Source organism: Paenibacillus sp. Negev47 (assembly GCF_058313655.1).
In genome coordinates this window covers 3,949,373-3,974,842 of the sequence record NZ_CM177754.1, presented here as the reverse complement: position 1 = coordinate 3,974,842, position 25,470 = coordinate 3,949,373, and the positions used below count along the sequence as shown (strand labels likewise).

The following is a 25,470-nucleotide window of genomic DNA, read 5'->3' as shown; positions in this document are numbered from 1 at the left end:
GTATTCTTTACTTAATGAACAGGGAGGTGAGGTCTGAAATTGGGAAGAGCCAAGGAGTTTGACACGGAGACTGTTCTAAGAAAAGCAACGTCTGTATTCGGAGCCTACGGTTATGAAGGCACATCATTGAGCTTACTGCTGAGTGAACTTGGCATTGCGCGGCAAAGCTTGTATGACACCTACGGAACCAAACATGATTTGTTTGTCTCTGCGCTTAAATTCTATATCCAGCAGAAGACAGAGGCGGGGATCAGGCTATTAAACGAATGCACAAGTGTGAGGCAAGGCGTGACACAATTGTTCAACGAAGCGGTTAACGTGTTGACAGACGACGAACGCCGTAATGAATGTTTCATCATTAATAGTGCGGTTGAACAGGCACCACAAAATCATGAAATCGCAGCCTTTATTCAAACGACTAACCAACAAATGGAAGATGTTTTTCATACTGCACTGCTACGAGGTCAGAGGAATGGCGAATTGCAGCAGCATGCAGAGGAAGAATTGCCCGGCCTTGCCCGTTTTCTGAATTATTCTCGACTCTCATTGACCTTTACGGCGAAGAGCGGTGCAAGTGCAGAAGTACTGCGAGAGTTTGTACAGATGACATTAAGGGCTATGGACTAATGTTTCACATGATTGATCATGAATGCTTATTGGTTTTTTTGAAAATGAACGCTTAGGGCGTTTATTTTTTGAATATTATAGACTGATTGGTCTGGAAAAAGAATATCAAACAAACGAAAGGAGGAATAAAGAGATGACACAATCCCAGCAGCTGGAAGCGGGCAATAGTGTGCCACATCAGATTATGCATGGATTTACTCAATTGCTACTGGAGGGAGAATTGGAACAGTGGTTGGAACTATATACAACTGAAGCTATCTTTGAATTCCCTTATGCACCAGCAGGATATCCTCAGAAACTGGAAGGCAAAGCCGCAATTGCGAATCATCTACATAATCTACTGGGGATGGTTGAAATCCAGCAGTTTTCTGAACCGGTGATTATTGCTGATTCCACGAAACAACAGTTTGTGGCCGAATTTACTTGTACAGGGCTTTCATTCGTTACAGGCAAGCCATATAACCAAACTTACATCTCTGTAGTGAGCCACAAGAATGGCAAAATTACACATTATAAAGACTATTGGAATCCGATGATCGTAATCGAATCGGACTTGGGAGGAAGTAAACATGATCAATGATAAACCGTTGACACTTATTACAGGCGCTAATGGGAAGACAGGAAGTCGTGTTGCTGCCATTCTTCAAAAGCAACAATATCCGGTGCGTTTGGCAGGAAGAACTAAAGCATCTTTTTCTGGTTCTGGTGATAACTATGTCTATTTTGATTGGTATGATTCTGAGACTTATGCTCCGGCGCTGAAAAATGTGAACCAGGTGTACCTTGTCGTGCCAGTCATGGACATGACCCCAGAAGACGTCATGATTCCGTTCATTAAGGAAGCATTGTGGAGCGGCGTTAAGCGATTTGTCTTGCTTGGCAGTGCTTCAGTTGATGAAGATGGTCCTATATTTGGCAAAGTACATCAGTATCTAAAAGCGCATGCTCCGGAGTGGGCTGTACTACAACCGTCCTACTTTATGGAGAACTTTACGGAGGGACCACATCGGGAGACGATGAAGCAATTCGGTAAAATCTACAGTGCTGCGGGTGAGGGTAAAATCGGTTTTGTCAGCGCAGATGATATTGCAGCTGTTGCCTTCCGAGCCCTGACAGATATGGTCCCTCATAATACAGCCCATATCATTACGGGACCGGAAACATTGTCTTACGGGCAGGTTGCCGACATCATTAGTCGTATACTGGACCAGTCTATTCAGCATGAATCTTTGTCCGATGATGAATTGAGGAACAGCATGATTCAAGCCGGGATGCCCGAAGACTATGCAACAGCTCTGGCTGGGTTGGATATTTTCATCCGTGAAGAAGGCCGGGAAGATCAAGTGACGGATACCGTGCTGAGATTGACGGGGAGTAGCCCTATTAGTATCAGCCAAGTATTTAATCGTTTTATACAATAAAATCGAAGGCATCATAAACAACAACAATAGAAATCTTGGAAGAAATTCTGTGGAGTAACAAGAAGGCGGTGCCCGAAGGCCCGTCTTTTTTGCTGATTTATCAACCATTGGAGATATCCGTTCTTGTACGATTGGATAACAATCGCATTGCACCTGTTCAGTACAATGATTATATGGGGGTGCTTTTGGGGAAATAGATGAGAATGAATGTTTGATAAAGGAGAGAAGAGTCTGGATGATTCAGTTCGAAAATGTATCTAAACAATACCCTGATGGAACTACAGCTTTGCGTCAGGTTAACCTCAATATTAACAAGGGAGAATTGTTCGTCATGATTGGTCCAAGTGGATGTGGCAAAACCACCATGCTCAAAATGATCAATCGCCTGATTGAACGTACAGATGGAACGGTGCGCATTAATGATCGTCTAATCGATGAGTACAACATTCATGAATTGCGCTGGAATATTGGATATGTGCTTCAACAGATTGCATTATTCCCGCATATGACCATTGCCGAAAATATTGCGGTTGTCCCAGAACTTCGGAAATGGAAGTCAGATCAAATCAAGGAGCGCGTCCATAATCTGCTGGACATGGTTGGATTGCAAGGAGATACGTATAGTGATCGCAAGCCTGCCGAACTATCCGGTGGACAGCAGCAGCGAATTGGTGTGTTGCGTGCGCTCGCTGCCGATCCCGAGATTGTATTGATGGATGAACCGTTCAGTGCACTCGATCCGATGAGCCGCGAGAAATTGCAGGACGATATTCTGGATATCCAGCGTCAGATGAAGAAAACGATTGTATTTGTCACCCATGATATCCAGGAAGCGATGAAGCTGGGGGATCGCATCTGCATTATGAAGGATGGAGAAGTATTGCAGGTAGGTACTCCGGAAGAGTTAATCCAGCAGCCAGCCAATGACTTCGTACGTGAGTTTGTCGGAGGTACTAATGCCGATATGAGTTCACAATCTGGATTCGATCTCGAATCAATCATGTCACCACTCTCACCTGGTCATGTGCCAAAATCAGCCAAAACGGCCGTTCCTGTATCCATTTCGTTAACGGAGTTGGTTGATATCATGGCTTCCCATGACCATCTGCTGGTTGAAAGTAACCGCCAGATTATTGGCGAGATCAGTCGGGCTGATCTGATGAGATATTGGTCCGGTCAGTTACAAGAGCGAGGTGATGGACATGAGTAGATTCACGGAGGTGTTCAGCGAGCGTAAAGGTCAGTTATTGTCTGCTCTTCTTGAACATATTCAGATCTCATTTATCGCGTTGTTCTTTGCAGTCCTAATCGCTATACCGCTTGGTATCTACTTGACACGTAAGCCAAGAGTCGCTGAACCGATTATTGGAGTTACGGCTGTATTGCAGACGATACCGTCTTTGGCACTTCTCGGATTGCTTATTCCGTTATTCGGTATTGGCACACTTCCTGCAATCATTGCACTGGTGGTGTATGCGCTGCTTCCGGTACTTCGCAATACGTACACTGGCATCTCCGAAGTCGATTCTTCCATGGTCGAAGCGGCGAATGCGATGGGCATGAACAGTCGACAACGTCTGATCAAAGTGGAACTGCCACTCGCGATGCCTGTCATTATGGCCGGAATTCGGACCGCGATGGTCCTCATCGTAGGAACGGCAACACTTGCTGCCTTGATCGGCGCAGGAGGCTTGGGTGGCTTAATCTTGCTGGGCATTGATCGGAACGATACAGCATTGATCATCCTTGGTGCTATTCCAGCCGCATTGTTGGCCATTTTGTTTGATGTACTGCTTCGCCAGTTCCAGCGCTTGTCATTCAAGAAAACATTGGTTACCTTGGGTTCGCTGGCTCTGGTCGCGATACTTGTGATCACCATTCCTTTTTTTGCGAGGGGAGGACAGAAGGATCTCGTGATTTCTGGGAAACTGGGGGCTGAACCCGAAATTCTCATTAATATGTACAAATTGCTAATCGAAAAAGACACGGATTTAACGGTTGAATTGAAGCCTGGATTGGGCAAAACGCCATTCCTGTTCAATGCCCTCAAGTCGGGGGATATCGATATCTATCCTGAATTCACAGGGACAGCCATCTCCGAATTCATGAAGAAAACGGCTGTGAGTACGGATCGGACAGAGGTCTATGAACAAGCCAGAGACGGAATGTTAAGCCAGTTCAATATGGTGCTGCTGAACCCTATGGATTATAACAATACGTATACTTTGGCTGTACCAAAGAGTATCGCAGATCAATACAGTCTCAAGACCATTTCGGATCTCAAACCGGTTGAGCAGCAGATCAAAGCAGGATTTACGCTGGAATTCTCTGATCGGGAAGACGGATATCTTGGCATACAGAAGAAATATGGCATACAATTCCCGAACGTGGCGACAATGGAACCCAAGCTTCGCTATGGTGCTCTTCAGCGTGGGGATATCAATCTCGTTGATGCTTACTCCACAGATAGTGAGTTGAGACAGTATGAACTCGTTGTGCTGGAGGATGATCAGGAATTGTTCCCACCTTATCAAGGCGCGCCGATGCTTCGTAAAGAGACGGCAGATCAATATCCACAACTGGTTGAGGTGCTGAATCAGCTTGCTGGCAAAATTACGGATGATGAGATGCGTCAGATGAACTATGACGTGAACGTAGTGGGAGAGAATCCTGAACAGGTTGCAGCAGAGTTCCTTAAACAGGCTGGATTGCTGTAACTTCAGGCATCCCTGCAATAGATGTACCAAGAGGATGAGGAGGAACCATGATGACTCAAGAAACCTATGACCTGATTGCAATTGGAACAGGAAGCGGAGCAAGCTCTGTAATCACCCGTTGCGCTGAAGCTGGATGGAAAATCGCTGTGATTGATGAACGTGAGTTCGGAGGAACCTGTGCATTGAGAGGCTGTGATCCCAAGAAAGTACTGACTGGAGCGGCTGAGCTGATTGACTGGAATGAGCGGATGCAAGGGAAAGGAATTCAAGGACAGGCAAGAATAAACTGGTCTGATCTGATGGCATATAAGCGGACTTTTACCGAGAGTATTCCTAGAGCAAGTGAGGATCGATTCAAGCAGGCCGGAATGGACACGTTCCATGGAAAAGCTTCATTTGTCGATGAAGAACACATTCAAGTCGGAGAAGAAATCCTTCATGGCAAACACATCCTGATTGCTACCGGTGCAAGGCCTGCGCCACTTCAGATTGAGGGTTCTGAGCATCTCATATATAGTGATGATTTTCTGGATCTGGAACAGCTGCCGGATCGATTAGTTCTGGTAGGGGGTGGATATATTGCATTTGAGTTTGCGCATATTGCGGCCAGAGCCGGGACGGAAGTCCATATCCTGCATCGGAGTGAAGAACCGCTAAAATCATTTGATGCAGAGCTGGTGGAATCTCTGTTACAAAAATCGAAAGAGATCGGCATCCACGTTCATCTGAACGCGGAGGTGAAGTCTATACGACAAGTGGGGGATGCTTACGTCGTTCACGGCACACGCAATGGTGCAGACCACCAGTGGCAGTGCGGACTTGTCGTTCATGGAGCAGGGCGCATTCCCAATGTGGATGGACTTGTACTGGAGAAAGGTAACGTCAGGTACAGCAAAAAGGGGATTGCGGTGAACGAGTATTTACAAAGTGAAAGTAATCCAAGAGTGTATGCTGCTGGCGATGTGACCGACACAAAAGGGTTGCCTTTGACTCCATTAGCAGGTCAGGAATCGCGGGCCGTATCGTTCAATTTGTTGCAGGGTAATCAACACAAACCTAATTATAAAGTAATGCCTTCCATTGTGTTTACTGTCCCTGCACTTGGAGCTGTAGGGATGAGCACAGAACAAGCCAAGAAAGAAGGCTATGATGTGCAGGTAAATGATATGTCGAAATGGTATACTTACAAGCGAACTCATGAAAAAATGGCTATGGCCAAAGTGGTGATCGACAAACCAACGGGCCGCATTCTAGGTGCGCATGTGCTCGGAAGCAAAACAGAAGAATTGATTAACCTTTTTGCGATGGCGATTCAGTTCAATCTGACCACAGACCAGTTAAACAGCATGAATTTTGCGTATCCTACGGCTGCATCCGATCTGAGTTCTCTAATATAGAAGTGATGATGAGCCCCCTTTGGGACTAAAGGAAGGATGAGAATAACGATGTCATCGGAGTTTATCGGATTTCATACAGGCAAGTGGACTACGGAACCCGTTACTGCACGGATGGACAGGGATCGTTTCGTCGTGGAAGCTCAGGAAGGCAGTGACTTCTGGGAGAACACATTCTATGGATTCTGTCATCGGAATGGACACGCTATGCTTGCTCCATGGGATGGAAGTGAAGCGATTGAAGTATCGTTTGATCTAAGCTCATTCACCGAATTATATGATCAGGCTGGATTAATGTTATGGCATGGAGAAGATCAATGGATCAAGGCTGGAGTTGAGGTCAATGATGGCGTAGTTCATGTTGGAGCCGTCGTGACCAATACGTATTCGGATTGGTCACTCTCGCCTGTACCAGAATGGGGTGGTCGAATCGTAACGATTAGAGCCTCATACAGTAACGAAGCAGTCGTCATTCGTGCTCGGACAGATGAGCATCCTTGGCGAACAATACGAGTTGCACGGTTTGCCCATCCAAACAACAAGCACGCAGGTCCGTTTCTGTGTTCACCTATGCGGGCAGGTTTCGAGGTAGCCTTTACCAAGTGGAGTTCCACGGCACCTGATGAAGACTTGCATACAGATCCACCTATTACTGATTAAGACAAGTTAAGATACACAGGCGCAAAAGCCGGATAACTTCAAACTAGACTACTAGATTAAAGTCAGCAAAGACGAACACATCAACACGATAAACAATGAAACCCTAACAAGTGTATCTACCTTGGAAAGTAAAACAATACAAATAAGCAAGTCTTCCATCAGCGGAGGACTTGCTTATTTTCGTGTTTAAACATCGGACTATGATGAGTATTGCTATTATTGAGATTAAGGTTTACTTGCTTGAGTCCGTATCCAGAGACTGGGGTTCATTCTCTTTCTCACTCTCATCATCCGTCGACTCATTCAACTCACGCATACGCTCCTCGTAATCATCAAGGAACCATAACGGGTCCATGTTGTCTTCTTCACCGTTGTAATTAATCACAATTTCATCGCCAGCCTTGATGTCTGTATACGCATAGAAGTCAAAAGTATGGTTTTCAAAGTTGATATCATACGTTGCGTTAGGTTCATAGGAATGGTTGATCAGACTGCCGTAGCCGAGCAGAATCGCGGTATGATTGGCGCCATATTCAAACACATAATCTTCCAGAATCGTTTTCTCGACATGCTCATGGTCTTCATTCGGGTAAGGAACAACGGGTGCCTGATGGATCAGCGTTCCTTTGGCAATATCAACGGTCGCAAATACCCCGCGATTAAATTCTCCACCATCACCCAACTTGGATTGTTTTACTTCGATCATAATTTTCACCTGATGCTCTTCTAAGAGCTCCGTTCTATATAGTAGTCATTCGTTAAGGCAAGATTTTACCCCATACTTTCATATAAGGCAAATTTCAGCCAAAAAGGTGGAATAATTTTTAATATGGCGTTGAGTTGTGCAGGATATAACGCTTATAATATACAAAGAATTAAGTCTATATAGAAAAGGTGTCATGAATGAGCATATTAAATGTAGAAAAATTAAGTCACGGTTTTGGTGACCGTGCTATCTTTAACGACGTTTCATTCCGCCTGTTGAAGGGCGAACATATTGGTCTGATCGGGGCCAATGGTGAAGGTAAATCTACCTTCATGAACATTATTACAGGCAAGCTTCAACCGGATGAAGGCAAGGTAGAGTGGTCCAAACGGATGCGTGTTGGTTATCTGGACCAGCATGCTGTATTGAACAAAGGACAATCCATTCGTGATGTACTTCGCGGCGCGTTCCAGTATTTGTTCGACATGGAACAGGAAATGAATGATATGTATGGCAAAATGGGCGATGTAACGCCGGAGGAACTTGAACAACTGCTTGAAGACGTGGGTACGATTCAGGACACGCTGACGAACCAGGATTTCTACATGATCGATGCCAAAGTGGATGAAACCGCACGTGGTCTGGGTCTGACAGATATCGGTCTGGATAAAGACGTCAATGACCTGAGTGGTGGACAGCGTACCAAAGTACTACTTGCCAAGCTGCTGCTGGAAAAACCCGATATTTTGCTGCTCGATGAGCCTACGAACTATCTGGATGAATTGCATATCGAATGGCTGAAACGCTATTTGCAGGAATATGAGAATGCATTTATCCTCATTTCTCACGATATTCCGTTCCTGAACAGTGTAATCAACTTGATCTATCACATGGAGAACCAGAATCTAACCCGCTATGTGGGCGATTATGATCATTTCCAGGAAGTGCATGAGATGAGAAAACAGCAGCTGGAGTCGGCGTACAAGCGCCAACAACAAGAGATTGCTGACCTCAAGGATTTTGTAGCGCGTAACAAAGCAAGTGTTGCTACACGCAATATGGCGATGTCCAGACAGAAGAAACTCGACAAGATGGATGTCATCGAGATCGCCAAGGAGAAACCGAAACCGCAGTTCAACTTCCGTGATGCAAGAACATCCGGCAAGCTCATTTTCGAAACCAAAGGTCTTGTGATTGGATACAACGAACCGTTGTCCAGACCACTGGATCTGCGTATGGAGCGTGGACAGAAGATTGCCCTCGTTGGTGCGAACGGAATCGGTAAAACAACTCTGATGCGCAGTATTTTGGGTGAAATTCAGGCTCTGGAAGGAACCGTTCAACGCGGCGAACATCTGGAGATCGGTTACTTCCAACAGGAGATGAAGGAAGCGAACTACAATACCTGTATCGAGGAGATCTGGCAGGAGTTCCCTTCGTATACCCAATTCGAGGTGCGTGCTGCACTTGCAAAATGTGGTTTGACTACAAAACACATTGAGAGCAAGGTAGCTGTACTAAGTGGTGGCGAGAAAGCCAAAGTTCGTCTCTGTAAGCTGATCAATAATGAAACCAACCTGCTTGTGCTCGATGAGCCGACGAACCATCTGGACGTAGATGCCAAGGAAGAGTTGAAACGTGCGCTCAAGGCTTACAAAGGCAGTATTCTTCTGATTTCCCACGAACCCGAATTCTACCGTGATGTGGTTACGGAGACTTGGAACTGTGAGTCGTGGACAACGAAAGTATTTTAAGGTAATTCGAGGGAGCTTGCGAACAAGCTCGAACGGTGAGAAAAGGCGCGAATTTTGCTTGCAAAACAGGCAGAACTCGCGCCTTTTTTGTATGGTTCTAACGAAAAATGTCCAAGTTGAATTCGTGGTTGACAGCGTTAATAAGCCAATAATATAATTCAGGAAAACGATTACATTTGCATAGTAGAAACCTGTTTTACTGTATAGGGGCAAGGAAGACACGGTATTCCGCATGGGTATCATTGCACTTAGAAGGGAAGACGGGTCTTTTTTTGCCCTTCAATGAAACCGGTTTCATTGAAATGAGGAGGTGGACAAAAGCTCGTTACTGACCGCTGGCTGCTGAGGACAGGCCGGACAACAACACCGCGCCTTCAAGAACGATGCTTTCATCTTCCAAGCCAAAGGAGAGAATGAACATTGGATAAACTCAGGAAACCCATGATTTTCATGTTATCTGCGACACTTGCGCTATCCTACGGACCATTGATGCTGCCGAGTAAGGCATATGCCGATCTGAACAGAATCCCGGCCACGTTGCTGCAGGACGATTTTTCAGATGGCGATTACACATCATCCCCTATGTGGAACGTAAGCTTAGGCAATTGGGAAGTGATCGCGGACCCGACAGATGCGTCCAACTCCACGCTTTTCCAGAGCGATACCAACGAAGGCATCATCTCCACTGAAGACCCCATGACGGATATGACCGTGTCCATGCGCTTTTACACGGGAGAAGGTCAGGGGTATCCGGGAATATTGCCGCGGTTTCAGGATAAGAGCAACTTTTACTATTTTCAGATGCAAGTTCCTAACAATAAACTCGTATTCTCCAAACGGGTTAACGGGACAGATACACCTTTGAAAACGGTGGACTATGCGTTTGCCAAAGATTCGTGGTACACACTCAAAATAGTGCTATCGGGTACAACGATTCGCGGGTATATCGCCGAAAACGGCTCCGATCGGTTGGTATTCGATCTGGTCGATACTACATACGGGTCAGGTAGCGTTGGCATTCGAAATAAATGGCAATCGGTACATGTAGATGACGTGACCATCGCCGAGCAGCCTCCAGAGAACGATATTGGGCTAACCATTGCAGAGCAGACGGGATCTTCGGTTTCCCTGCAATGGTCTGAAATCTCAGGTGCATCAAGCTATCGCCTCTATCGTTCCACTACTCCTGAGGGCGGTTATGCTCTGGTTAACAACACCGGATCTCTGACTTACACAGATGAAGGATTAAGCGCGGATACGTTATATTATTACAAGCTTGCCTATGAATACGGGGGTCTAACTGAGTCCTTGTGGTCTGCGCCGATTGAAGTCCGAACGACAGCAGCTGCACCGCAGGCTCCGGCTGAATTGAAGGCTATAGCACTTAACGCGACCAGCGTTCAGCTGTCTTGGCCCGCTGTGGATAAGGCGACTGGTTATCGCGTGGTTCGTGCCGAGGTTGGCAGCGACCAATACGAGCAGGTTTACGAAGGTAAAGGGCTCACATTCACGGATCAGGCACTTGAGCCGGGCAACAGCTATAGCTATCACGTAACGGCCTTGAATGCAGCTGGAGAATCAGCAGTCACTGTTGTAGAAGTCACGACGTACGCCATTGACTCTCCTGCAGCGTTTACTGCCACAGCTGTGACGGATACTTCAATCTCTCTGGGGTGGAATGTCCTGCCTGGATCTGATGTAACGTATACCGTTTCCCGTGCAACCAGTGCAACGGGTACGTATCAGCAGGTGTACAGTGGCAATGAAAGCACGTTTACCGATAGTAGTCTGACAATGGGCACGGGATATTTCTACATGATCCAAGCTATGGTGGATGGAGTTGATTCCCCAGCATCTGCGCCGTTGGGTGTTGCCACAATCCGCACAAGCATTACACCGGGACAATTGTGGCCGGATCTGGAGGGCAAGCCGATTGATGCGCATGGGGCAGGCTTTTTCTATGATGAACAGACAGAGACTTATTACTGGTATGGCGAGTATCATAAGGGCGGATGGCCAGCTGTTGGTGTGCGTGTGTACTCATCCAAGGATCTGTTGAACTGGACGGACGGAGGCATGGCTTTAACGACGCTTCAATCGATGGATGATTTTGATAATGATCCGTTGATCTCCGAATTGTATGCGGGGCGTGAGGATCGCGTGGATATCTGGGCAGATATCCGCAGAGGGCGGATCATTGAACGGCCGAAGGTCATCTACAACGACAAAACGAAAAAATACGTGATGTGGGCCCACATGGACGGCGACAAGGACCCCTATAACGATAATGCGAACTACGGTAAAGCGCGGGCCGGTTACGCGATCAGTGACTCTCCGACAGGGCCTTTCGTGTATCAGAAGAGTTACCGGATGGACAGAGCGCCCGAAGGGGAGAAAGATTTCTTCCCAAGCGACCGAGGGATGGCGCGGGATATGACGTTATTCAAGGACGACGATGGTACCGGATATCTGATCTACTCCAGTGAGGAAAACCTGACGCTGTATATCTCCAAACTGACAGAAGACTACAGTGACGTAACAGGGTGGCATAAGGAAGGACGAACGGATGACAAAGGAAATCCGGTACGGGATTCCACCTATCAGGCACAACACGGCGTCGATTACGTGCGGGTGTTCCCGGGAGGACAGCGCGAAGCGCCGGCGATGTTCAAGTATCAGGGGAAATATTATATTTTGACCTCTGGAGCTTCCGGCTGGGCCCCTAACGAAAACAAAGTGACGGTGGCTGATAACATTTTTGGCCCGTGGTCAACGCAGACCAATCCGTTTGTGCGTACGTTACCGAGCGATCCCGATCCAGGCAAAGCATTTGGCACGCAAACCACATCCGTCATTCCGGTCGATCCGGAAAAAGGCAAGTTCATTTACGTGGGCGATACGTGGAACGGTGGCAATTTCTCAAATGACGCTGCAAAATACGTATTCTTGCCAATTGAGTTTGGGATAGGCTCCGACATTGCCATCAAGTGGTATAACAGTTGGACACCTGATCTGCTGAATTCGATGGGTAAGGTGGATATCGCTGATCCGTTGCCAGAAGCCGTGGCGCTAGGCAAAGTACCATCCCTGCCAACGACATTGAATGTGCGCGACGGTGGTGAACTGGTGTCAACGCCAGCATTATGGACAATTGATAATCGGGCCATGACGGCAGAAGATTTTGCTAAGCCAGGACCGCTCACGTTACAGGTCACTACACCGGAATATAACAACAAAAAGCAGGCGGTTCGTGTAAACGTTATTCCGGAGAATACACTTTATTTCGTGAACAGCGGAGGTTACGAAACGGCTGATTACAGTCTCATGGGTGCCTATATGAAAGGAACGCTTGCCAACCCCGGAACGGCGGATCAGATGTACGCTCCGGCCGAGGGACGCAATTGGGGTTATGTCAGCGCAGATGCACTGGCATCCGGTTCGAATGGCGGGGATATATTCTCGACCGTACGTTATCTGAACGGTGGCAATGTCAGCAATTCTCCTAAAGGCACGGACTTAACCTATACATTTGATGTGCCGAACGGGACATACGATGTGTACGCCGGATTCAACGATCCGTGGACAAATGCATCGCGCAGAGCGAATTTCCTTATCAATGGCACCAATACGGGTGCAGTCACTTTTACACCGGCCAGTGTGAGAACGCACAAAGGCATTAGCGTGTCGGACAATAAGCTGGAGCTGACCGTACGCAACACGGCATCGCAGGACCCGATGATTAGTTGGATTATGATCGTTAAGCCAGATTCCGCACCACCTGTCAATGAGAGTGCTGGTCTCAATGCTGATGCGGTGGATTCAACGAGTGTGACGCTTCACTGGGATGCTCGTCTTGGTGCAGCAAGCTACAGGCTCTACCGCTCAGATCACGAGCAAGGTGAGTATAAGGTGGTCTATAGCGGCAATGGACGGGAGTACACAGACAGTGAACTGAATCCTGGCACGGATTACTATTATAAAGTGGAAGCTTTTGATGCGTCTGGGCAATCCGTGAGCGGTTTATCTTCCGCTTATCAGGTGCACACGGTCCAGCAGACCGCTGCCGATATAGCTACAGGCATTACTGCACTGGAACAGCCTTCCGCAGGTGCGAAGAAACTGAAGTTACCAGGAGTGCCGCAAGGGTTCACGGTGAAGATCGCTTCCAGTTCGGTACCGTCCGTCATTCAAACCGATGAAACGATTGTCCCGCCATCTAAGGAAACAACAGTAACACTGGAGTTGGAAATTACTCGAACTTCTGATGACAGTAAAGCCCTGACTGTCCCGTTGACGGTGAAGGTGCTCGCATCTGTTCCTTCCCCTGGAGGCACGGACCCTGGTTCGGGCGGTAGTCCAGGCGGCAATTCCGGTGGTAATCAAGGAGATGGTTCTGGTTCTGCCAACAATGGCGGACAATCAGGAAGTGGCAGTGTAAGTATAGAAAATCCTGTGCCACAACCAGAACCGCAGAAAGACCGCTCCGTTCTGGAGCTGCAGGGGCAGACTGACCAGAAGGGTGTAGTGCAGTCCAAAGTGGATGTTTCAACGATTAAAGAGGCTTTTAAAGTTGCCCCTGCAACGGATGCGGGTCAGCGCTTGGTCGAACTTCGGCTGAAGCCGGTCTCAGGAGCAACCGCATATGAACTGTCCCTGCCTGTCTCTGCGTTGTTGGATCAAGACGAATCACACGTGCTTAACATCGTTACGGAACTGGGGACGTTGAAGCTTCCTGCACAGCTGATACCGAAGGATATGGTGGGTGACGAGATCGCATCAGTGCGATTGGTTAGAACGGAGCTGCCGAAAACAGTCGCGGATCAGCTTCGCACGCAGCATGGGGTTCAGCTGGAACTCCAACTGGATGGTCATCCATGGCCATCGGGAAGCGAGTTGATGCTGCGTCTGCCTTACCAATCATCAGAAGATACGCAACCGGATCGAATTGTAGCGTTAGTCATTGGCGCGAACGGTGAGGCAACTCCATTGCCGCAAAGTCACTACGATTCAAATAGCGGGGAGATTGTATTTTCCGTAACGTCACTTACAGGAAATTATGCTGTTGTGTCTGTGGAGCAGACATTCGCAGATCTTGCAGAAGTGCAGTGGGCCAAAAAAGCGATGGAGGCGCTGGCTGTCCGAGGTGTGATTGATGCCAAGGCAAGCGGTGATTTCAACCAGTTGCATCCAAAAGAAGAGATGACCCGCGGCCAATACGTGCAGTGGCTGATGACTGCGCTGGGCTTGAATGCTGCATCAGGTAATGCGTTCTCTGATGTGAGCGAGACGTCTTCATACTACGAAGCGGTTACAGTTGCTCGTTCACTAGGCATCACCAGCGGTACCGGTGAAGGGCGCTTCTTGCCAGAGTCCACGATCACGCGTCAGGAAATGATGACGTTAACCGTGAGAGCTCTTGCAGCGGCTGGACTGGTTGACTCCGAATCGGCTGCAACAGATAGTCTCACTCGTTTCCGTGATGCTTCCGAGGTTCGTTCCTATGCTCGTGATAGTGTGGCATTGCTTGTGGATCTGGGCATTGCCCACGGGTACAACGGTAAGGTGAAGCCTCTAGCTGAAGCGACCCGAGCGGAATCGGCTACGTTGCTATATGCGATGATGAGCAAACTGGTATGGAATAACTGACGATATACAAGAATTGTGGAGTGTGAAAAAGAAGGCTTACTTTGACCTGAAACGCAGGTCGGAGTAAGCCTTCTTGCGTTACCTTAACAGAGATGGATTCGCACATATTGTTCCTTTATCAGCGAAACTGATAAATGTCATAAAATCATTGAAATTGACCCTAAACACCCGGTGTGTTAGGTTTTAGAGAGAAGAAATTAAATTAATGTGATCATTTTAGTCGGAATTAAAATCGAAGCAATGCGCGAGGTGGCAAATAGTGGAACTTCAAGTGACAAACAGCCCTTTTAATCAAGAACAAGTTGAACTGCTTAATCGTCTTATTCCTACATTGACCGATGGACAACGGACTTGGTTGAGTGGATATATTGCAGCAATCCAGGCAAGCGCTACAATGGCGGCTCCGGCAAACCTGGTACAGGCTGCACCAACTACAGGTATTGCGTCTGTAAGTGCTCCTCCAGTTTCCCGGGAAGTCACGGTACTCTTTGGTTCACAAACCGGCAATTCGAGTGGCCTATCGAAGAAGCTGGCCAAGAAGCTTGAAGAGCAAGGCCTTCAGGTCACGTTATCATCGATGGGAGATTTCAAACCGAACGGACTTAAGAAAATTGAAAATCTCCTCATCATCGTCAGTACCCACGGCGAGGGTGAACCACCCGATAATGCGATTCCGCTGCATGAATTCCTGAACAGCAAACGGGCTCCGAAGCTTGAAGGACTTCGTTACTCAGTTTTGGCTCTAGGGGACACTTCTTATGAATTCTTTTGTCAGACGGGTAAAGACTTCGACAAGCGTTTGCAGGAGCTGGGTGGTACAGCCCTTGTACCACGCGTGGACTGTGATGTTGACTTTGATGAAGCAGCGGCGGAATGGATGAATGAAGTACTGGCCTCATTAAGCAGCACATCGGCTGCTGCAGGTACAGTAACCACTGAAGCTGTTACCGCTGTGGTGAGCGGCGGGGACTCCGAATATGATCGCACGAATCCATTCAAGGCAGAGGTACTGGAAAATCTCAATCTGAATGGCAGAGGATCAGACCGTGAAACACGCCACATTGAGTTGTCTTTGGAAGGCTCCAACCTGGATTATGAGCCAGGTGACAGCCTTGGTGTATTCCCTGAGAATCACCCACGCCTCGTGGATGAAGTCATTGCAGCCATGGGATGGAATGCCGACGAGCGTGTTACCGTGAATAAAAACGGGGATCAGGCTTCTGTGCACGAAGCATTGCTGCGTTATTTTGAGATTACAGCCGTAACGAAACCGGTTGTGGAACAACTGGCGAAACTGAACCCTGGGAGTGGCCTGACAGCGTTACTCGCAGATGATTCCGAATTCCGCAAGGTCATGAATAGCTGTGATCTGCTGGATCTGGTTCAGGATTATAATCTGAAAGGCATTCCTGCCGGAGAATTCGTAGCTGCTCTTCGCAAAATTCCGGCACGCCTGTACTCCATAGCGAGTAGTTCGAAGTCTTTCCCGGATGAAGTTCATCTGACCGTTCGTACGGTACGTTATGAAGCGCGCGGCAGAGAGCGTTACGGTGTATGCTCGGTACATCTGGCTGAACGAATCGAAGCTGGCGACACCTTGCCTGTATATATACAGCATAACCCGAATTTCAAACTGCCTGAGAACCCGGACACGCCGATCATCATGGTTGGCCCAGGTACAGGCGTTGCGCCATTCAGATCTTTCCTTGGTGAGCGTGAAGAAACAGGAGCAGAAGGCAAGACATGGCTGTTCTACGGGGATCAGCATTTCTCCACCGACTTCCTGTACCAGACCGAATGGCAGCGTTGGCTCAAAGATGGTGTACTCACGAAGATGGATGTAGCCTTCTCCCGTGATACGGAACAGAAAGTATATGTACAACATCGCATGCTGGAGCACAGCAAAGAGTTGTACCAATGGCTCCAGGAAGGGGCAAGCGTATATATCTGTGGTGACGAGAAAAAAATGGCACATGATGTGCATGCTGCGCTTACCACGATTCTTGAACAAGAAGGCGGCTTATCGCCTGAACAGGCATCGGAATATCTGACACGGTTGCAACAGGATAAACGTTATCAGCGGGACGTCTATTAATTACCGGCCCAGCCGGATTGCATCATCCCGCAGAGACGAGAGGAGAAAGCAGTATGGCTTATAATAACTTACTTAACCCGCAGCGCACGAATAGTGATGTGGAAGATATAAAGATCAAGAGTGATTACTTGCGCGGAAGTCTGACCGAAACGTTGGCTGATCGCATCACGGGTGCGATTCCAGAGGACGATAACCGACTGATGAAGCATCACGGCAGTTACATGCAGGACGATCGTGATCTGCGTAATGAGCGTCACAAATCCAAGCTGGAGCCTGCATATCAATTCATGCTACGTGTACGTGCTTCAGGTGGTATTGTGACTCCAGAGCAATGGTTGATGATGGACCGTGTGGCACATAAATATGCGAATGAGACGATTCGTCTGACCACACGTCAGTCTTTCCAGTTGCATGGCGTACTCAAGTGGGATCTTAAGAACACGATCCGTGAAGTGAACGATTCGTTGCTAAGCACTCTCGCTGCATGCGGTGATGTGAACCGTAACGTGATGTGTAACCCGAATCCGAATCAATCCGATGTGCATGCCGAAGTGTATGAGTGGGCTTGTCAGGTGAGTAATCATCTGGATCCTCGCACGCGGGCTTATCATGAGCTGTGGCTGGACGGAGAGAAAGTGATTGATTCCCAGGATTCTGATGAAGAGGTTGAACCGATCTATGGCAAAGTATATTTGCCACGTAAGTTCAAAATCGGCATTGCTGTACCACCATCCAATGATGTGGACGTCTTTTCACAGGATCTCGGCTTTATTGCTATTGTGGAGAACGGTAAGCTGCAAGGCTTCAACGTTTCGGTTGGCGGTGGCATGGGCATGTCTCATGGTGACTCAAAGACCTATCCTCAGGTGTCCAAGGTCATTGGGTTCTGTACGCCGGAGCAAATGATTGATGTTGCGGAGAAAACAGTCATGATTCAGCGCGATCATGGAGATCGTGCCGTTCGTAAACATGCTCGTTTCAAATATACGCTGGATGACCGTGGTGTGGAGTGGTTCATTGAAGAGTTGACTACCCGTTTGGGTTGGAAACTGGATGCAGCACGTCCTTATCATTTTGAGACGAACGGAGATCGATATGGTTGGGTAAAAGGTAATAATGGCAGATGGCACTACACGCTGTTCATTCAGAATGGCCGGGTAAAAGATGTAGATGGCTATCCGCTCATGACGGGTCTGCGTGAAATTGCCAAAGTGCACACGGGTGATTTCCGTCTGACGGCGAACCAGAATCTGATCATCGGTAATATCAGCAGCCAGAAGAAGAAAAAGATCGAAGCGCTGATTCAACAATACAATCTGACCGATGGTGCGCATTACTCTGCGCTGCGCAGAAGTTCGATGGCTTGTGTTGCGCTTCCGACATGCGGTCTCGCGATGGCTGAGTCCGAACGTTACTTGCCGTCCCTGATCGATAAACTGGAGCCTGTACTGGACGAAGCTGGGCTGAGAGACGAGGAGATTGTCATTCGTATGACCGGCTGCCCGAACGGATGCGCAAGACCGATGCTGGCGGAGATTTCGTTTATCGGTAAAGCGCCGGGGAAATACAATCTGTATCTCGGTGGCAGCTTCACCGGACATCGCTTGAATAAGCTGTACAAAGAAAACATCGGCGAAACCGAAATTCTGGAGACGTTGACACCAATGGTTAATCAATATGCCAAAGAGCGCATTGAAGGAGAGCATTTCGGAGACTTTGTCATTCGTGCGGGTTATGTTCCTGAAGTGCTGGATGGTCGTCAATTTCATGCCTGAATGATCGGGTGTTAAGAATTAATGTTAAGACTTATTTTAGGACAGAAGCATTCCTTATGGGGTGCTTCTTGTGTTCTATACAGGCTGGAATAGAGGTACCCATAGTTGCTGCAGAGAGATAAATCAGAGGATAAACGGTGACTACACTTCATACGGAGATGGATAATCGCCGCAGGTATTCCCATTTTTTCGTGTGTATTAACTTGTTGAAGTACGTTCAACAAGATATAATGACATAGTAGAAAGCAGATTACATGTTGAAAGTGAGCGGAAACGATATGGGTCGTAAGTGGAATAATATTAAGGAAAAGAAAGCTTCAAAAGATGCAAACACGAGCCGGGTCTACGCCAAATTCGGTGTTGAGATCTATGTAGCTGCCAAGAAGGGCGAACCGGACCCGGAAGCGAACCGTGCACTGAAAGTCGTGCTGGAACGTGCCAAAACGTATAATGTACCCAAAGCCATTATTGACCGTGCGATGGAAAAAGCAAAAGGCAGCGGGGATGAGAACTATGAAGAGTTGCGTTATGAAGGCTTCGGACCGAATGGTGCGATGGTCATCGTTGATGCACTCACCAACAACGTGAATCGTACGGCGCCGGAAGTGCGCTCTGCGTTTAACAAAAATGCGGGTAACATGGGTGTCAGTGGTTCTGTTGCTTACATGTTTGATCCAACAGCAGTTATCGGGGTGGAAGGCAAGAATTCCGAGGAAGTGCTCGAACTTCTGCTTGAAGCAGACGTTGATGTGCGTGATATCGTGGACGAAGACGAAGCTGTAATTGTATACGCAGATCCGGATCAATTCCACGCCGTACAGGAAGCATTCAAAGCTGCGGGGGTTACTGAGTTCACAGTAGCCGAGCTGACGATGCTTGCGCAAAACCATATTGAACTTCCAGAGGATGCACAAGCTCAGTTCGAGAAACTGATCGATGCGCTTGAGGACTTGGAAGATGTTCAGCAGGTGTACCATAACGTAGAGTTCGTATAAGAGAATGACTCTTACCGCATTATAATGATTAAAAAGAGTGTCCATCCAATCCCGCTGATTGGATGGACACCTTTTTTGTTCGTTTACGAGTCGGACTGCAACGTTCCAGGGGACTGATCTGATTTTTCCGATTTACGCCCACCGAACTTGAATAATACAATTCCGCCCACAATGACAAGTACACCGAGCAGTTGATTCCACGAAAACGGAATTTGCTCCAGACCGAGCCAGCCCATGGAATCAAAGAGCAGGGCGAAGCTCAGCTGAGAAGTGAGCACAATGGAGATCGCATAAGTGGGGCCGAGCAGCTTCATCCCTTGCACGAGACAGAAGACTACACCAACACCAATAGCTCCACTGAGCCAGTACCAGGGCTGCATATGCTGGAAGCTGAATGTATTTTTACCCTCCACTAGCAGAGAGATGAGGAATGAAGCAATGAATCCGGTGAAAAGCACCATTGTTGTGGTGGACCATGAACCGGTGCGTTCATTGACTTTGCTATTAAAAATCGTCTGCAGACTGACAAGTGCACCTGCCAGCAGTGCAAGCGAAATACCTGTGATTAACATGGTTGTCGAACTCCTTATTCATAAATGTTGTGACCTGCTATTTCACGTAGACCTGCACGGTCCTTAATCATAATCAATCCCTGATGTCGTTCAATCAATTCGTCTGCACAGAGCTTCTGAATTACCCGATTGAGATGTCGATAGCTGGTGCCGATCAGATTCGCGATGTCGGTCAGATTGAACGCGTCCAGCTCTTCATGAACCACGTTGCCAGCTTCTTCTCTCGAGATGGAGAGCAGGTAGCTGGCTAGACGAACCTCAACGGGATACATCAGGTTGAAATTGGAAAAGTTCGAGTCGATATAGAACTTATGTGAGATGATCTTGAGCAAAAATTTCAGTAAAGGTGCGTAATCGCTGGCGAGCTCAGCGAGCCATTGATAATGAATGCGAAGCATCACAACAGGCGATACGACCTGAACCGTATTGACAATGTTGCTCTCTCGGACGTACTCCACGTCGCCAACGACTTCAAGCGGTGTTTTGAAACAAAGTACCAGCGTTTTGTCCTGTGCGGAGGTTGTGAAAATCTTGATTTTACCTTCCACAAGGACGTATAGGTATTCGGAAGCTTCACCTTCACGGCAGATCAGTTCACACTTCTCGAAGTGGCATATCGTCATATGGCGACGCAAGGGCTCGTGAAATACCGTTTCGAGTTGATATTGCTTCAGGTATTGAGTTAATTGCTGCTCATCATGAATCTCTTGCACGCTGTTGTTCACCCCCGACGATATGTTCCAATTATTCTCATAAACTATAGTTTCATAATAATGACGCCAGTCACCATTAAGGCAATGCCCAGAAATTGTGGCAGTTTCATCTTCTGTTTCACAACGCCAAACCATCCGTTACTATCAACCAGGAAGGTCAGGAACAGCTGAGCGATCAACAGAGCAGAGATCGTGAATGTAACCCCGATTTGCTGAATGGCCGTTACTTCGCTGAAAATAATGACAGCCCCAAAAGCGCCTCCAGCCATGTACATGGGTTTTACTTGTTTGAGTCCTTGAAGATTGGTATCACGAACGAACATCAGGATTAGCGCCGCTAGTATGAATCCCGTCAGTTGTGTAATCGTAGCAGCCTGCCATGTACCCATGTCGGTGCTAATCCGAGTATTGGCAACCCCTTGCAACGTGATACACGCACCGCCCAGTAATGCAAAAATAATTCCTCTCATATGTACTCTCCTTATCAAATCACTTCGACTTCTATTTAATGATAAATTCACCCCGAACGCCAAGGACAAATGTCCTGAGCTCTGAAGTCACAGCATTTAGAGTACAATAAAGAACCCTGAAAATCCAGATGGGGCATGAAGAAAAGGGGCGGTAAAACAGGGGGAATTGAGGAATAGGGTGACTATAACTCGTTAGATTTGATACCGAGCACATATTTGTTAGATAGAGTGTACCCGGTTCGTTAGCTATCCAAGAAACGAAACGAGAATCTGCCGACTCGATCCCGGGCGTTGAAAGAATGTAAAGCCCGGGGGGACGGTTGGCAATGAGATTAGAACCAGTCAGCTAAGTCCTTCCGTACAAAAAAACATTAGATCACAGTGTAAACAGGTTTATCACCAGCAAAGCGAACAGTCAATTCGGGAAAGTGTGCTGCCAACCTGTCTGACAAAAGCTTCATCCCTGAAGCCTCGCTTTCGGCATGCCCCATCATGATCAGTGCTTTGGACTGTCCTTGTTGCACAGCATCACGAATATACTCCGGTGTCTCCCATTCGAATCCTTCTCCAGCGATGATGAGATCCAATTGGTTGTGCTGAATTAGGGGAATTGTCACATTTCCATTGCCGCGAAACCCAACCAGTACCGCTACGCGTTGACAGATCGTTTCGGTATTGCCAGCAACACGTACATAATCGATCCCCAGGGAGCTTTTTACATGTTGTGCAACAGCCTGGACAGTTTGGCCTTCCGGCAAAGAAAGGATGTCTGCTTTCGGTAGTCGTTGCTCTACATAAGGGGACCATCGCAATGCCTTAATCAATCCTTCCGTAATGCCATCGGGTTGAAATCGATGGATGATATCATGACATCGATAGATGGAAATACTCGCTTCGTCGATCATTTTCCTTTTGTGTACATAAACAGGATCGCTTGCGAGCCAATCCGTATGACTATGATGGTTATAAAAGGGAGACTCGTGCGCAATGATCAGGTTGGCACCATGCTTAATGGCTTGTTCAATGACATGTTGCGTCGGCATAAAAGCAATGATAATACCTGTGACCCTTTGAGCAAGGGAGCCTGTAATGAGCTGATCCACCGTGTTTTCCGGCAGTTCAATGTTATCTGTAAGATGAAGTACAATGTCTTGAACAGTAAAGTCCATATGGCGTATTCCTCCAATGACAGGATATAAAGCTAGTGTACCATGTTGGGGAGTACGTTGTTGTGGCATAGAAACCTCAGGTCAGTTAAGATAACAACGAAGGAAAGTATGGAGTACGTACTGATGTTGGATTCATATAGTGTTCTCTAACCAGAATAAGTATACTTACATAGAGTCTTTGTCTGCGTTAAGTGGATCTGATTGGAGCGCAAGTAGTTTCTGTTTTAGAGATACAACGAGATTGAATTGAGGATAAGCATGAATTTGCAATATCAGAACAGATTGTGAAAGGGGATAACTACGATGACAGCAACGAATATTATGGAACGTCTGAAGAGCGAGACCGCTCATTATCACAGACAAGTCGAACAGAACCCTTATGCGAAAGCCATTATGAATCAAACGGTGACGATAGAAGAATATAGAACATATTTAGAGAAATTCTATGGATTTCTGAAACCGCTGGAGGATCAGGCTGTACAGCAGCCTTTCTGGGGAAGTACGGGACTGGATATTGAGATTAGAGGCAAGGCTGGATTACTGGAGAAAGATCTGCACAATCTTGGTGCGAGTGAAGAGGAGATCCGCCAACTTCCGCTCTGTGAAGAATTGCCGGATATTTCAACACCTGCCCGTTTGTTTGGATATCTGTATGTGATTGAAGGATCTACGAACGGTGGACAGATCATGACCAAACGATTGTCGCAGTTCCTGCCGATTGAAGCTGATCGTGGATTGGAATATTTCAACGCCTATGGTACTGAGACAAGAACAAAATGGAGCGAATTCATGGGTTTGCTGCAGCAGTCCATCACAACTCCGGAAGATCATGATAACATGGTGCACAGTGCATCAGAGACTTTCCGACTGCTTGATCAGTGGATTAATACGTAGGGCGGACTTTTTTTCATATTTTAGAAAGAATCTATATAAGTTGAACTAATCACGCTGGCGCAAAGCGAAAAGTGAAGGGAAGAATCGGGCAATCGTTGTGTGATTTTTGCCTATACAACGTTCATTTTGACCATGAAGAAAAGAGGGCAGAAATGCCTTCTTTTTTTGTGTCCAAGAATGTCTTAATTTCGTCACCGCAGACACAGGACAAGTGATATAATGATCCCTATGGATACACTTGTTCGTATTCCGTCTTGGAGGAGGGTGAGATAACGTTCTATGAAAGACGATTCAAGACAATTGGAATTTATGGAGATAGATCTGAGTGAAGAACCGGAGACAGCAGCTGTTTCGATTCCTGATCGTTCAACCATTGTGCAGAGTGCATATGATGGGATGCAGCATCGTGGAGGCATATTGTCCTCAGAGAAACGTTTTGTAGAGGAAGCAAGGCAATGGGCAGAGATGGAGGGAGATATATCCCCGTGGGTACCCTTCATGAGTTACTGGCCAACGTATGGCGTGATGAATGAAGCCCAGCGTAAGTGGTATATGTATTGGAGGAAGGAAGTACGCGAGGGGAGATACCCGGATACCGATCTGTCCTATCTATTCATTCATATCTACGAGCTAATTAACGGCATTGGCTGGCAGAATCCTCTGGATGGGTATGATCAATTAAAACAGTTATGGGTGAACTACCGTGAACGACTTCCTCAACTAAATATATATATGCAAGAATGGATGGTTGATTATGTACTGATCCATCAGATGGAGACGTCATTATCCGAAGTCATGGACCTTTCGGGCGGATATCTGCCAGCGGAGATGCTGGATATGGAGCTACAGCGTATTTTACAAGGAAAGTTATCGGATATTTCGCTGAATATGCTGCTAAGATACTATGATTACGATATTACACTTAGTAAGTTCTATAGAGATGGCGGCAAAGAAGTGATGGAGCAGTACATTCCAAGAGTCATGGCATTGGTTCATTCGTACCTGGAACGTACGCGACAAGTTGGACTGTTGCCTGAGTTTGAACCCAAAGATGAACGTAAGGTGGAGCGCATCCTGTTTCGCAAAGCAGTCTATGATGATTCGATCTATGGAAGATCGGTATCGTACAGATATATGCCCATAGGTGAACAGGCTGAATTTGTGCAGATGGTGACCCGGATCTATCGATGTACTGAAAATAAACTTCGTGAACTGCTCGGATTCAGAGGCCGATTGCGTGGACAGACCCTAGAGCCTGAACTTGCGAATCTGATTGAGCGTTACCTGGACAAAGCATATGCGACCGAGCAGGCGGAGTCTGTGGAACAACCGGTGATCCGTATTGATACAGAGAAACTGGCGTCGTTACAGCAGGAAAGTGAGTACGTGCGAATGGCACTTACGATTGAGGATGATCACTCTTCTGAAGTGAAGGATGAAGAGGTTAACGATGCAAATGTTGGGAGTAATCGATTAGATGCACTGGGAGCATCGGACGAGATAACTCCAACTGAAGGTTCATTGGAGCCGGACCCATCTGCAGAAGAGATTGCAGCAGGAGCGTCAGCAGAATCCATTAGGTTGCAGTGGGACGAGTCTGTTGAGGCTGATCTGGATGAAGAGTGGCTGCATTTTGCCAAAGAGCTGTCTGCTCAGCAGGTGCAAGCGATCCATGCCCTTCTTGGCGCAAACCCGGATACGGATCTGATGCGTTTAGCTGAGCAATATGGGACGATGCCTACGCTTCTGCTGGATGAAATTAATGATGTGGCTATGGACACGATCGGTGATCTTCTGATTGATGGGGGCCGGATTGTTCCTGACTATATAGATGTTTTCGAACATGTGAAGAGGTGATACGC

19 protein-coding genes are annotated in these 25,470 nt (G+C 47.3%); 14 read left to right on the top strand and 5 right to left on the bottom strand.

The window, feature by feature from the left end:
- The first annotated feature begins 39 nt into the window (after positions 1-39).
- The 7 genes from AC4G47_RS17645 to AC4G47_RS17615 all read left to right on the top strand — a co-directional run bounded on the left by AC4G47_RS17645 (position 40) and on the right by AC4G47_RS17615 (position 6,819).
- Positions 40-627, top strand: a complete 588-nt coding sequence (locus tag AC4G47_RS17645; protein WP_458126651.1) for a TetR/AcrR family transcriptional regulator — start codon at positions 40-42, stop codon at positions 625-627.
- 133 nt (positions 628-760) lie between these two features.
- The gene (locus AC4G47_RS17640; protein ID WP_491102028.1) at positions 761-1,207 is read left to right on the top strand and encodes a nuclear transport factor 2 family protein; all 447 of its coding nucleotides are present in this window, start codon (positions 761-763) and stop codon (positions 1,205-1,207) included.
- Positions 1,197-2,048 carry an NmrA family NAD(P)-binding protein gene (locus AC4G47_RS17635; RefSeq protein ID WP_491102027.1) on the top strand — a complete coding sequence of 284 codons (852 nt, stop codon included), beginning with the start codon at positions 1,197-1,199 and terminating at the stop codon, positions 2,046-2,048. The genes AC4G47_RS17640 and AC4G47_RS17635 overlap by 11 nt, the downstream gene beginning before the upstream one ends.
- Positions 2,049-2,283: 235 nt before the next feature.
- Entirely contained in the window at positions 2,284-3,258 is a 975-nt protein-coding gene (locus tag AC4G47_RS17630; protein ID WP_491102026.1) for an ABC transporter ATP-binding protein, read from the top strand.
- Positions 3,251-4,765 (top strand): osmoprotectant update ABC transporter permease/substrate-binding subunit OpuFB, encoded by a 1,515-nt coding sequence (opuFB, locus tag AC4G47_RS17625; protein ID WP_491102025.1) that lies wholly within the window; start codon positions 3,251-3,253, stop codon positions 4,763-4,765. Before AC4G47_RS17630 ends, opuFB begins: the two co-directional genes overlap by 8 nt.
- 50 nt (positions 4,766-4,815) lie before the next feature.
- The gene (locus tag AC4G47_RS17620) at positions 4,816-6,162 is read left to right on the top strand and encodes a dihydrolipoyl dehydrogenase family protein (protein WP_491106736.1); all 1,347 of its coding nucleotides are present in this window, start codon (positions 4,816-4,818) and stop codon (positions 6,160-6,162) included.
- A gap of 48 nt (positions 6,163-6,210) precedes the next feature.
- Complete coding sequence (locus AC4G47_RS17615) at positions 6,211-6,819, top strand: DUF1349 domain-containing protein (protein WP_491102024.1); 609 nt, start codon at positions 6,211-6,213, stop codon at positions 6,817-6,819.
- A gap of 232 nt (positions 6,820-7,051) precedes the next feature.
- Here AC4G47_RS17615 and AC4G47_RS17610 read toward each other — a convergent pair whose 3' ends face one another.
- Entirely contained in the window at positions 7,052-7,525 is a 474-nt protein-coding gene (locus AC4G47_RS17610; protein WP_458127226.1) for an SET domain-containing protein, read from the bottom strand.
- A 197-nt stretch (positions 7,526-7,722) separates the two neighbouring features.
- Here AC4G47_RS17610 and AC4G47_RS17605 point away from each other — a divergent pair, with 197 nt between their 5' ends.
- The 5 genes from AC4G47_RS17605 to AC4G47_RS17585 all read left to right on the top strand — a co-directional run bounded on the left by AC4G47_RS17605 (position 7,723) and on the right by AC4G47_RS17585 (position 19,790).
- Positions 7,723-9,279: an ABC-F family ATP-binding cassette domain-containing protein gene (locus AC4G47_RS17605; protein WP_458126656.1), complete on the top strand. Its 1,557-nt coding sequence runs from the start codon at positions 7,723-7,725 to the stop codon at positions 9,277-9,279.
- 420 nt (positions 9,280-9,699) lie between these two features.
- Complete coding sequence (locus AC4G47_RS17600; protein ID WP_491102023.1) at positions 9,700-14,925, top strand: fibronectin type III domain-containing protein; 5,226 nt, start codon at positions 9,700-9,702, stop codon at positions 14,923-14,925.
- Positions 14,926-15,184: 259 nt separating this feature from the next.
- Positions 15,185-17,020 (top strand): assimilatory sulfite reductase (NADPH) flavoprotein subunit, encoded by a 1,836-nt coding sequence (locus AC4G47_RS17595; protein ID WP_491102022.1) that lies wholly within the window; start codon positions 15,185-15,187, stop codon positions 17,018-17,020.
- A 53-nt stretch (positions 17,021-17,073) separates the two neighbouring features.
- Complete coding sequence (cysI, locus tag AC4G47_RS17590) at positions 17,074-18,795, top strand: assimilatory sulfite reductase (NADPH) hemoprotein subunit (RefSeq protein WP_458126659.1); 1,722 nt, start codon at positions 17,074-17,076, stop codon at positions 18,793-18,795.
- A gap of 278 nt (positions 18,796-19,073) precedes the next feature.
- The gene (locus tag AC4G47_RS17585; RefSeq protein WP_491106735.1) at positions 19,074-19,790 is read left to right on the top strand and encodes a YebC/PmpR family DNA-binding transcriptional regulator; all 717 of its coding nucleotides are present in this window, start codon (positions 19,074-19,076) and stop codon (positions 19,788-19,790) included.
- Between the two features lie 83 nt (positions 19,791-19,873).
- Here the strand turns inward: AC4G47_RS17585 and AC4G47_RS17580 are convergent, their stop codons facing one another.
- The 4 genes from AC4G47_RS17580 to AC4G47_RS17565 form a co-directional block, all read right to left on the bottom strand.
- Positions 19,874-20,362, bottom strand: coding sequence for a DMT family transporter (locus tag AC4G47_RS17580; RefSeq protein WP_336759857.1), 489 nt, complete (start codon positions 20,360-20,362; stop codon positions 19,874-19,876).
- Between the two features lie 14 nt (positions 20,363-20,376).
- Complete coding sequence (locus tag AC4G47_RS17575) at positions 20,377-21,075, bottom strand: Crp/Fnr family transcriptional regulator (protein ID WP_491102021.1); 699 nt, start codon at positions 21,073-21,075, stop codon at positions 20,377-20,379.
- Between the two features lie 44 nt (positions 21,076-21,119).
- Entirely contained in the window at positions 21,120-21,545 is a 426-nt protein-coding gene (locus AC4G47_RS17570) for a DMT family transporter (protein WP_458126662.1), read from the bottom strand.
- Between the two features lie 371 nt (positions 21,546-21,916).
- Entirely contained in the window at positions 21,917-22,714 is a 798-nt protein-coding gene (locus tag AC4G47_RS17565; RefSeq protein ID WP_491102020.1) for a Nif3-like dinuclear metal center hexameric protein, read from the bottom strand.
- A gap of 303 nt (positions 22,715-23,017) precedes the next feature.
- On the opposite strand from AC4G47_RS17565, the gene AC4G47_RS17560 reads away from it, so the two are divergent.
- The gene (locus tag AC4G47_RS17560; RefSeq protein WP_491102019.1) at positions 23,018-23,608 is read left to right on the top strand and encodes a biliverdin-producing heme oxygenase; all 591 of its coding nucleotides are present in this window, start codon (positions 23,018-23,020) and stop codon (positions 23,606-23,608) included.
- Between the two features lie 279 nt (positions 23,609-23,887).
- Positions 23,888-25,465, top strand: coding sequence for a TerB N-terminal domain-containing protein (locus tag AC4G47_RS17555; RefSeq protein ID WP_491102018.1), 1,578 nt, complete (start codon positions 23,888-23,890; stop codon positions 25,463-25,465).
- Positions 25,466-25,470 lie beyond the last annotated feature (5 nt).